The sequence below is a fragment of the Chitinophaga sp. genome (assembly GCF_036569125.1).
GTDB lineage: Bacteria > Bacteroidota > Bacteroidia > Chitinophagales > Chitinophagaceae > Chitinophaga.
In genome coordinates this window covers 1-10,839 of sequence record NZ_DATCRF010000177.1, presented here as the reverse complement: position 1 = coordinate 10,839, position 10,839 = coordinate 1, and the positions used below count along the sequence as shown (strand labels likewise).

At 48.0% G+C, this 10,839-nt stretch carries 8 protein-coding genes and 1 pseudogene; 1 reads left to right on the top strand and 8 read right to left on the bottom strand.

What is annotated here, in order from left to right:
• The 7 genes and pseudogenes from VIM87_RS06435 to VIM87_RS06405 form a co-directional block, all read right to left on the bottom strand.
• A pseudogene (locus VIM87_RS06435) lies at positions 1 to 232 on the bottom strand (peptide chain release factor H); the annotation flags it as partial.
• 2 nt (positions 233 to 234) lie between these two features.
• On the bottom strand, positions 235 to 978 hold the full coding sequence (locus VIM87_RS06430; protein ID WP_331996179.1) for a hypothetical protein: 744 nt from the start codon (positions 976 to 978) through the stop codon (positions 235 to 237).
• Positions 979 to 1,327: 349 nt separating this feature from the next.
• Entirely contained in the window at positions 1,328 to 2,083 is a 756-nt protein-coding gene (locus VIM87_RS06425) for an AraC family transcriptional regulator (protein ID WP_331996178.1), read from the bottom strand.
• Positions 2,084 to 2,182: 99 nt separating this feature from the next.
• Positions 2,183 to 3,163 carry an aldo/keto reductase gene (locus tag VIM87_RS06420; protein ID WP_331996177.1) on the bottom strand — a complete coding sequence of 327 codons (981 nt, stop codon included), beginning with the start codon at positions 3,161 to 3,163 and terminating at the stop codon, positions 2,183 to 2,185.
• A gap of 261 nt (positions 3,164 to 3,424) precedes the next feature.
• Positions 3,425 to 4,486, bottom strand: coding sequence for a phytase (locus VIM87_RS06415; protein ID WP_331996176.1), 1,062 nt, complete (start codon positions 4,484 to 4,486; stop codon positions 3,425 to 3,427).
• A gap of 238 nt (positions 4,487 to 4,724) precedes the next feature.
• The gene (locus VIM87_RS06410; protein WP_331996175.1) at positions 4,725 to 6,008 is read right to left on the bottom strand and encodes a hypothetical protein; all 1,284 of its coding nucleotides are present in this window, start codon (positions 6,006 to 6,008) and stop codon (positions 4,725 to 4,727) included.
• 154 nt (positions 6,009 to 6,162) lie between these two features.
• A complete protein-coding gene (locus VIM87_RS06405) occupies positions 6,163 to 8,916 on the bottom strand; it encodes a TonB-dependent receptor (protein WP_331996174.1) in 2,754 nt (917 codons plus the stop codon).
• Positions 8,917 to 9,245: 329 nt separating this feature from the next.
• Here VIM87_RS06405 and VIM87_RS06400 point away from each other — a divergent pair, with 329 nt between their 5' ends.
• Positions 9,246 to 9,989, top strand: coding sequence for an isocitrate lyase/phosphoenolpyruvate mutase family protein (locus VIM87_RS06400; protein ID WP_331996173.1), 744 nt, complete (start codon positions 9,246 to 9,248; stop codon positions 9,987 to 9,989).
• A 51-nt stretch (positions 9,990 to 10,040) separates the two neighbouring features.
• Here VIM87_RS06400 and VIM87_RS06395 read toward each other — a convergent pair.
• The coding region (locus tag VIM87_RS06395; protein ID WP_414649599.1) for a helix-turn-helix transcriptional regulator at positions 10,041 to 10,839 on the bottom strand (799 nt) is incomplete at its 5' end.

Sequence of the window (10,839 nt, the reverse complement as noted above, 5' to 3'; positions counted from 1 at the left end):
AGCGGATGGTGCCTTCCCATTGCCGGGCAAAGCTTTCCAGGTTATTACCTTCTGCCGTTAAGGTGGCAGAAAGTAAGGTGCCTTTTATATCAGCCGGTTTGTTATCAATTACTGTTATATTAATACCCGCCTTGCGGGCCTCTTTTAGTACCAGCTCCTGTACTTTGGCCACTACCCTGCAACATTCTGCAGGGCCGCGGCCTGAGCTGATCTGTATAATGATCTTGTCCATTGTTATTGTTGTTGATCGTTGTATACTTCACTGAGTATATCTGTTAATGATCTTTGTTTAAAAGGATCGGGCGGCCAGGGTGCACGGCTCAGGTAATGGTAGGTGCGTCCATTCATTTGCCTGTTCATCTGATGGCGCAGGTGATGGGTAGTGATCCTGTTCTCCATCCGCTGGATCTTTCCATCCAGCGTACCATCTACCATTTTTATATGGGTAATGATGCGCGGCTTTACTTTAAGTATAAAACGCCAGCGCTCACTGAACACATAATAAATGCTTACCTCTTTAGTGTGCTTGTGCGTTCTTTCTTCCCGGTGAAACAAAAGCTTCTCCTGCTCCGTTAATTTACAATCACGGCTAAAGAACCAGCGTTCACTGTACTCACGCAGGTATTGCGGCTTATCTACCCAAACCTTTTTCCGCTTCCACTTTCTTTTCTTTATTCTAAATTTTTTATCGTTTGAATATTCAACGGTATTGATCTTGTTCAGCAGCTCCTGGTAAAAGGCTGCCTGTCTGCTGGTAGCCACATCGGGGCGGAGCACAAAGGTCCGCAGCCATCCCTTCTGGTAAGGGCGTGCCAGTGGCTGCAACGGCATCCTGTATTTAAGCTCATCCAACCGTTTCTCCTCTTTGTGCATGCGCCGCAGGTATTTATGAAAATCCTTTATGCGCGCTCTTTTCCGTTGCCGGGCCGTTCTGATCCTGCAATAGCCGTCTTCAAACGACCATTCATTCGCTTGCATAACATGCGGTTAGTCATCTGTAGTAATTGTTGATGCGAAGATTCATCCTTACGCAAAGGATATATTCCTTGTAGGGTTAAGGCTGCTCAGTCCATAGACCACAGTCCATGGTCCATAGCCTATTGCGCACAATAAACTTGCGTGTATGCTCATTACTTCATTAATATAAAAGAAATACAGCACCGGCCTGGCAGGCAGCGTTAAGAAGGAAGTTATATGTGGGTACGTTCGATCATGGGTATTGTGTATTTAGAGGTTACACAATAGTTTTTATTCGGGCACAAATATATAATTAATAATTAAGAATTAATAATCGTGGGGAAAGTTTGCGTGAAGTATTAATGCTGCGCTAATGCAGGCTCTCGCTGGGCGCTTTGCCGAACTTCTTCTTAAAAGAATGTGAGAAATGGGAAAGGCTTTCAAATCCCAGGTCAAGGTAGATGGCAGATGGTTTTTTATGTTTATTCTCGATCAGGTGCCGGGCTTCTGCCAGTCTTCTGTCCTGCAGCCATTGCCGCGGGGCCATGCCGAATACTTTCTGGAAATCACGCTTGAACCCCGCAAGGCTTCTGCCCGTGAGCTGCGCAAATCTTTCAATGGGAACATTGAAATGAAAATTACTGAGCATGAATTTTTCCAGGTCTATCTTATGGGGTTCGGAAAAATCGAACAGGAATTCCTTTAGCTCCGGCTTGGTATGCAGCAGCAGCTGTATAGCTTCTTTTACTTTTAACATACCCAGCGCATGGGGCGGCTTTTCCTCAGAACGGCGCACGTAAGGCATTATAGACTGGAAAAAGCCATGCAGGAAATCGTTTCCGGGAATAATAATATTGTTCGGACCTGTATATTTTTGTCCTATTTCTATTTTCTCTTCCAGGGCAAACTTCCTGAGCATGTCTTCTTCCAGGCAAATGAGAATGGTTTGGTAATCCTCACCATCCAATGGCGTCTTGGTAAGCTCCCCCAGCTGATTTTTCCGTATCAGCAACATCTCACCCTTTTTTATCGAAACGCACTCGCTGGCTGTCTGCAGTGTCAGTTGCCCGGAAACCACTAATACCAGCGCATTGCGTTCAAAAAATCCAACCTTCTCCTTTCTCATGGCTGAGAGATAGGCGAAAAATATAACTCCGGGGATTATCTCAGTTGGATTTATCATTACGTAAAGATATTAAATTCAGGGGGCTTATGTGCAGGCTGCTTATCGCTGCAGATAGGTGCCGCCACGCATTACGCCCGGCGCAAAATGGGTGTTAAGGGTATTCATCTCCTCCGGTGTGAAGCGGATCTCCATAGCCTGCATATTTTCCGGCAGCCGTGATCTCCGGCTCATGCTTACCAATGGCATAATATGATCGCCCTGCGCATTCACCCAGGCAATGGCCAGCTGTGTGGGCGTGGATCCTTTTGCCTTTGCCATTGTTTTCAATACTTCCACTTTTTCCAGGTTCTTTACCAGGTTCTCACCCTGGAAACGCGGGAAATGATTTTGGTAGGCATTGGCCGGCAGCGGCGCTTTCATTTCACCGCTCAGTAAGCCTTCAGCAGTATTGGCAAAGGCCACCACGCCTATGCCCAGCTCTTCAGCGGCAGGCAGCAGCTCGCTTTCTATCTGGCGGTCGGCCAGTGAATAGCCTATTTCCAGTGCAGTTACCGGGTGTACGCTATTTGCCTTCCGCAGCTGATCGGCAGTGATCTCGGATACGCCAAGGTAACGCACCTTTCCTTCTTTGATCAGATCAGCAACGGTTCCTATCACATCTTCCAGGGGAACGCTGTTATCTAACCGGCAGGGCTGGTAAAGATCAATGGTATCTATGCCCAGGCGCACCAAAGAATAGTCGATAAAATTTTTGATGGCTATAGGCCGCAGGTCCAGCCCCCGGAATTGACCGCCGTAGATGATACCGCCAAATTTTACGCTGATGAAGGCATCATCCCTTCGGCCTTTGATGGCTTTGCCTACAAGCAGCTCATTATGGCCGTGGCCGTAAAAGTCGCCGGTATTCAGGAAATTGATGCCGCTGTCCAATGCCTGCTGAATAGTGGCAATGCTTTCGTTTTCATCATTGCCTTTGCTTCCCCAAACGGGCGACATGCGCATACAGCCTAATCCCAGCTTGGATACCAGTGGTCCGTTCTTGCCCAGGCCGATCTTTGTTATTGTTGTCGTTGTTGTCATTGTCGTTATTTTATTGATTAACGACACAAAGATCAGCCTTAAAACCCTCCGGCCGGTTTCTTTTGCGGCTCAATTTACTTGTCTCTACGGCTCAGCGCTTCGCGCTGAGCTTAATTAATAATGAAGAATGAATAATTAATAATCGTAGGGTAAGTATTACCGGAAATAGAAACGCTTCGTATGAATAGTGACAGTGCACACAGCCGTTATCCCTACGAAGCACCTCTGTTTTACGAACGCCTGCCTCACGATTATTAATTATTAATTTTTAATTATTAATTCTTCAATGGCTCGCCAGTCGTAGTAGTGAAAGGTACGATCGGTGCTCATGGCTACAAAAAGGCCTTTGGGAAAACGTGCGTCCAGCGCTACGTTGGTAACATCAGAGCCATCGCTGTTCATAGCAGCTACCAGGATCTTTTTCAGCAAAGTATGCCGCTGCGGATTGCCGGCATCGCCTTCACGGCGGTAAATATTAAAGCTGTTGGCATCCTGGTCCGATACCAGGATATAACCCGTGGCCGGGCCGGTTTTATAAATGCTGATGCCTTCATTATCTGCCCGGAACTCATGCTGTCCAAAAATGGAGAGCTCAGCATCTCCTTTTGCCGGATCAGCATAATACTGGCGGATGCCGGATTGCTCATCAGAATAATAAACGTAGCCCAGCTCATTATCCACCGCAACACTTTCTATTTCTTTTTTAGCGCTGTACTGCCCGAATTTTCGTATCAGCGTGGCAGTTACCTGCCCTTTGCCATTATCCTGCAGCCGGTACTGCCACAGGTATTGGGTAGCAGGGCCGGTTTTACGGCTTACAATGGCAAAGATGGCGCTGTCTGAAGGGCGTGTATACAGGCTGATGCCCATGGGGGCCCGCTCCTGCTCTCCTTCAAATACAGGGATGCCGCTGCCATCCACAGGCTGCATATCCGGCAGGCGGTAAATGCGCAGGCTGTTGGTTTCCCGTTCTGTGGTAACAGCAATATCTATGGGCTGCCCGTTCAGGCGCAGGCCGTAGGCGATGTCTACGTTATTGGGGCGTTTAAGGCCGCTTACTTTTTTTACGATCTTTCCCTGCAGGTCAAATACATACAGGCCGCCATCGCTGTTCTTGTCAGTGCCAACAATAAGGGTATGGGCCGTATCGGCTTTGTTGATCCAGATGGCTGGATCGTCGGTATCGTATAACACCGGTTCAGTAACTACTACCGGCTGCAGGGCCTTGGCGCTGCTAAGGGTAGTATCCTGTATAACGATAGGTCCCTGCTGCCCCTGGCAGGATTGCAGGGCAAGGGGAAGTATGAAGAGGAAGTATTTCACTATTGTTTGTTTTAAGCCGAAAGCAGAAAGGATAAAGCATAAAGCTTTAATGCGAGCTGAAAGCGTAAAGCAGAAAGCATAAAGCTGTAATGCGAGCTGAAAGCGTAAAGCAGAAAGCATAAAGCTTTAATGCGAGCTGAAAGCGTAAAGCAGAAAGCATAAAGCTTTTGATGCGAATTATTTAAGCGGCTTTCTGCTTTATGCTTTCCGCTTTCTGCTTTATGCTTTCTGCTTTATGCTATTTTGTTCCAAACGCCCCTATATAATCAGCCGCTTCGGGAGATGTATAGGTAACGCCATTTACAGTAAGGCCGGCGGAATAATTACGTGTAATGCCGGTTTTGCCTTTGGTTAAAGCGGGTGAGCCGGCCTGCAGGTGAAAATCCCAGCTGGCATTAAAAGTTGCGTTATTCAGATCTGTGTTTAAAGGATAGCTTACAAACTTAGGATCATTAGCGCCTGCAGTAGTAGTGGTAACATCATTAGCGCCTGCAATGATCTCGTTGGAAGGCTGGAACTGGTCCACAGCAGTTTGCGTATAGCCGTAGTAGAAAGTATTGGCTATTACAGAGCGGCCGTTGGCGCTGTCTTCCGGGTTACCTTTATCGCGTTTAATACCATAACGGTCATTGGCCAGCAGGTTATTGTACAGGTTTACGCGCACACCTTTCTCTACCCAAATGGAGCCGCCTTTGGTAGTAGGCCTTCTCCAGCCTGCATTTACAATAGTATTGTTATAACCGATCACAAAAGCCTGGGGCGTACGGTCGCCGCTGTTGGATAATTTCAGGCCATTGGTATTAGGGCTGTACACCAGGTTAAAAGCCACATCTGCCACGCAGCCGGATTTTATGTTAATAGCATCACCATTGGCAATACCGGTGGTGTGTACGGTGTTCTTAGCTATCAGCAGCTTGCCGCCTTCCAGGTACATACCATCTTCATAAAAATTACGGATAGTGCTGTTCATTACTACCAGCTTGCCATTTACATTGCTGTAATACAGGGCAGGCACGCGCTCACCTGCAGCGGCTTTATACAGACCGGCTTTTACAGATGCCGATTCCTCTGTGGTTACGGCGCCGCCATATTCCAGGATGGTGTAGTTCAACACCAGCTCTGCGCTGGTAGGACCGGCAATAATACCGCCCCAGAAACCGCCGAACTGGTTGGCGCTGGTTTTCAGGTTATCGGGCACGGTGAACTTTACCGGGTTTTGTGCAGTACCGTTGCTGTACAGGTTACCTTTTACAATGAACTCCGGCTTTACAATGGTATCGCTGAATAATACGGTTACCCCTTCCTCAATAGTGAGGGATTTACCCTCTGCTATCTGCAGGGAGCCGGTGATCTTGTATACATTGCCTTTGGTCCAGGTGCCGGATACATCGCCGGAAAGCGCGGTGGTATCAACTTTACCGGGATTAGGATCAGGATTGTTGTTACTGTCTTTGCTGCAACTTGTGAATACCGCTGCTGTTACCAGCAAGGCCATAACCGGATGAAGAATAAGCTTTTTCATTTTTTGAAGAGGTTTATTTTAATGTGCTAATGTGCTGATGTGCTAATGTGCTGGTTTATGCTTTCCGCTTTCCGCTTTCTGCTTTCTGCTTTTCGCTTTTCGCTTTATGCTTTCTGCTTTTCGCTTTATGCTTTCCGCTTTTCGCTTTCCGCTCCTAAAACTTGTACCTCGCCCCCAGCAGATACGTGCGCTGGTAATAATCGCGGCGCACCAATACTTTACCACTCTCTGTCTGGTAAGGAATGGCATCTGTATTATTGCGTGCTTTGCGGATGTATACTTCCATGGGCGTATTCAGCAGGTTATTTGCTTTGGCAAAAACGCTGAAGTGCCCAAAGGTTTTTTCCATGGAAAAGTCCATTTGTATAAAACCTTTCTGCCACTGGTCGTCATCTATGAACTCTGCCACCGTTACAATGCGGTCGCCTGTGTAAGTGCCTGCCAGCTGCGCATCCCAGCCATAGCGGGCATTCCTGTATAATAAGGTTAGGTTGCCGATGTGTGCGGATTGCCCGTACAGCGGCCTGGTTTGCTCCGGCGTAATAATTGCAAAATCGCCGTTGGCATCCCGCACACGTTTTGCTTTGGTAGTGGTAATGCTGGAATGGGTATAGGTATAATTGGCCTTGATGCCAAACTGTTTTACGTATTTAATGAAATCCAGCTCCAGGCCGTAGTTGGTAGCATTGCCAAAGTTGCCCGGCATATAATAGCTATCCTGCGGACGGCGCGGATCGCGCTGCAGCGTGAACTCTATAGGATCTTTGATGTGTTTGAAGAACACGCCGGCCATCAGCTGCTCCGTAGCATGCGGGAACAGCTCATAACGCACATCAATGTTATCTGCAATGGCATGTTTAAGATCCGGGTTGCCTTTTTCAGAATACTCTTCGCGTACAATAGGCGCCGGCACCAGCTCTGCAAAGCCCGGGCGGTTCACGGAGCGGAAGTAAGACGCGCGGATATTAGTTTTATCATTGGCCATGAACCGGAAATGTAAGCTGGGCAATACATCGGTATAGGTTTGGTTGGCGCTGGGGCGGTCCTCTCCAATAGGCACCTTCATTTCATAACCCTGGTCCGTAGCCTCTACACGGGCGCCACCGGTTACTTCCAGGCGGGGCGCTGCTATTTTAAACTGCAGGTAACCGGCCTTGATCTTTTCCGTAGCGGAGTAATTAAGCGCAGAGCCTACGCTGCCGCGCGGGTTATCTATCACCCACTGAATTTCCGTATAGTCGTTAAAGTCTTTACCATATTCTGCCTGCAAATTAGCGGGCTGGAACTGGTAGTTGTTATAGAAATTAGTACGCTGCTTATCGCGGTACAGGCCGCCCAGCCTCCACTCCACCGGCACACCGGCTACGGGCTGGTTATATAAAAGGTTCAGGTACCCGGCCAGGTCGCGGTCTGTATTGTACTCCCAGCTGCGGGAGGCGTTACCTACTGTGGTACGGGTTTGCACAAAATGCTGTTCTATACCGCTGAGGGGAATAGTGGTATTATCCGGCTGGCGGTTGCTGGCTTTGGAATATACGGCAGACCATTGCAGCTGTAATTTATCCAGCAGCTGGTGATCGCCCTGCAGGGTGCTGTTATAGATCTGCTGGCGGGTAATACGTGCACGGGTGTTAAAGCTAAGCGTTGCGTTGCCATTCTCCGGATCGTAACCGCCAATAGTAAGCTGTGTGCTCACGGCATCGCGCACCTGTGTGTTGGCCAGGTGCATAAAGGCATTGTACCATTGCAGGTGGTGGCGGCTGTTAAGGCGGAGATCCACTTTTCCGTGCAGGCCGTAGCGTAGCTGTTCCTCTGAATACTGGCGTTTCTGCATGCTGGAAATGGTAACCCCGCTGAACGTATCTACCTTTTCTGTATTAAAGAATAAGCTGTTGCTGCCACGGTAAGTATGCTGCAGGCTGCCGGCCAGTATAATGCCCAGGCGGTTATGGAGGTAACGGTTACCTATAGAAAGGCCGCCTGTCAGGTTAGGCATGGGGCGCTGCTGTTTATAGTCGGAAGTGGCATTGGGAAAATCGGCCGCAGTAGCATTATACTGATTACCCTTTATCTCATATGGCGATCTTGCATTTACCCCGCCTTTATTAAAGCTCATGAAATCGCGGTTAAAGAATAATTCGTTATAACCGGTAGCCAGGTTAGCATCTACGGACAGGTGATCCGGCGCATCTTTCATTACCATGTTCACGGCGCCGCCCACAGCATCGCCTTCCATAGCAGGGGTAAGCGCTTTGTATACTTCCAGGCGGTCCAGCAGCTCTGCGGGGAAAATATCCAGCGGCACATAACGGTATTTATCATCAGGACTGGGAATTTTCACACCATTCACCAGCGTATAATTGTAACGTTTATCCATGCCGCGCATAATGGCATACTGCCCATCGCCATTGCTGTTACGCTCCACCGAAATGCCGGACACACGCTGTATCACGTTTGCCACCGTAAGATCCGGCGACAGCTTAATGGCCTGCCCGGAAACCACGTTCATCACCTGGCTGGCATCGCGCTCAATTAAACGGGCGGTGCCTTCTGCCGCTTTATTGGTTTTGCCGGCAACCACCACTTCCTGCAGGCTCTTTTTATTACCGGGTTCCAGGAAAATGTCTGTTACAGGCGTTCCGGCTTCAGTTACCGTGATCTCCTGCACCAGCGTTTTATAACCGGCCAGGCTTATACTAAGATGGTAAGTGCCGGGCGCTATGTTCTTTATATCAAAGGAGCCATCCAGGCCGGTAATATCATACAGGCCTTTTTCTTCCAGCATCACAGTAGCGCCGATAAGCGGCTCCCGGGTGGTATGATCCGTAACCCGGCCTTTGATGTTAGCTGCCAGTACCGGCAGCGTGCACACTATAAAACAAAAGAGGAAGTAAATTTTGCGCAGCATATATTTATTTGACGGGGCAAAAGTGCAAAGGCCGCTTAACCTTGCCAAGTTTTGGGGGTTAACAAAAAGGAAACACCGTTACAGGAAGCGTGAACAAGGGGGCAACAACGTGAACAAACAGGTGATAATTATTTGATTTCCAATAGCCATTAGCGTAACAGAATAGCCAATTAACTTAATGTTACCGCAATATTACCGGAATGTTAACACAATTAATAATTAAGAATGAATAATGAATAATCCTGACCCAAACGACCCCAATATTGTCTATACCAGCCCCCACAAGAATGCTATCCGGACAATAAATTTGTAAAATAAAATAGGCAGTTATGAATGATTATGAAAAGTTTTTGGATCTGCACCACCAGGTAAAACCATTGGTTATTGCAAATGCCTGGAATGTAAAAAGCGCTCAGTTAATAGAAAAGAACGGGTATGATGCCATTGCCACTTCAAGCGGCGCCATTGCCGATTCATTAGGATACCCGGATGGAGAAAAAATACCGTTCGCGGAATTACTTTATATGCTGGAACGCATAAAGTCCTGTACCAACATCCCATTGTCGGTTGACCTGGAAAGAGGGTACGCCAGTGACTTAAACGATTTAAACACTAATATTCAAAAGCTGATCGACATTGGCGTTGCAGGAATAAACCTGGAAGACACGCAGGGCGAGGACGTTTATTTAAAGAAATTAAGCAGCATTAAGAACTACCTGGAAAGAACCAACCAGCAGCTTTTTATAAATGCAAGAACCGATGTTTTCTTATTAAAGCTGCCCTCTCCTCTTGAAACCACTTTAAGAAGGGCAAAGCTGTACCAGGATGCAGGCGCTGACGGGCTGTTTGTTACCGGTGTGCAGGATCCTGACATCATTAAAGAAATCACTGCTGCCACACCCCTTCCGGTAAACGTAGTAGGCGTGCCTAAGCTGGCATCTATCCAAACCCTGGCTGAATGCGGCATTAGGAGAATAAGCATGGCGGTTTTCTTATACCGGGCAACATACAATCATTTAGAAAACATTCTTAAGAACATTACAGCCACCCATTCATTCACACCCCTGCATTAAAAGTCCGCTGCATTCACATTATTAATTATTCATTCTTCATTATTAATTCTTTCAGAGTGACTGTATAAACGCCGTCAAACTCTCCCCCTGTTCCATATTCAGCTTTTTGCGGAGGCGGTAGCGCATTACGCGAAGGCTGTCCTGCGAAACAGAGAGCAGGGTGGCAATATCGCCGGAGGGCAGGTTCATTTTCAGCAGGGCTACCAGGCGAAGGTCGTTTGGGGTAAGGCTGTCGCAATAGTTTTTAAGGTTGTTAAAGAAGGCCTGGTGCACCTGCTCAAACATGCTGCGGAACTCATCCCAGTAGCGGTCGTGCTGAAAGCTATGGTTGATCTGCTGGTGCAGCTGTTTCAATTGTTTCTTCTGGTCGCGGCGGTCGTCCTTCACCAATTCATCCAGGCGGTTGCGCAGCTCTTCCAGCAGCTGGTTCTTTTGAATAATGTGGAGGGTATGGGTGGTGAGCTCCATTTTGCGGTTCTCCAGCTCTGTCTGCATACGGCCCTGTGAAACCTCGTACTGCTGGCGTTCCTGCTGGGCAAGGATCTCCGCATGCCTGATCCGCAGGCGCTGGCGGCTGATGATCACCGTACCTAACACTACCAGCAGTATAATTACTATTACTACCGCTATAACAATAATGCCGTTCATTTTACGGGCCAGCTGCAGGCGTTCTAGTTCGCGGTTCTTTTTTTCCATGCCGTACATGGTTTGCAGCAGGGCAACCTGTTTGCTGCTTTCGCGGGAGTAAATATCCAGTAAATGCTGGCGGCTAAGCTCCAGGTAATAATAGGCGCTATCATTCATGCCCAGCAGGCTATAGGATTTCCCAAGATCTTTATACGCCCCGCTT

Coding starts and splice junctions, on each gene's coding strand:
- VIM87_RS06410 (WP_331996175.1), bottom strand. CDS start 6,008: ATGAAAAAGCTTATTCTTCATCCGGTTATGGCCTTGCTGGTAACAGCA.
- VIM87_RS06400 (WP_331996173.1), top strand. CDS start 9,246: ATGAATGATTATGAAAAGTTTTTGGATCTGCACCACCAGGTAAAACCA.
- VIM87_RS06425 (WP_331996178.1), bottom strand. CDS start 2,083: ATGAGAAAGGAGAAGGTTGGATTTTTTGAACGCAATGCGCTGGTATTA.
- VIM87_RS06420 (WP_331996177.1), bottom strand. CDS start 3,163: ATGACAACAACGACAACAATAACAAAGATCGGCCTGGGCAAGAACGGA.
- VIM87_RS06430 (WP_331996179.1), bottom strand. CDS start 978: ATGCAAGCGAATGAATGGTCGTTTGAAGACGGCTATTGCAGGATCAGA.
- VIM87_RS06405 (WP_331996174.1), bottom strand. CDS start 8,916: ATGCTGCGCAAAATTTACTTCCTCTTTTGTTTTATAGTGTGCACGCTG.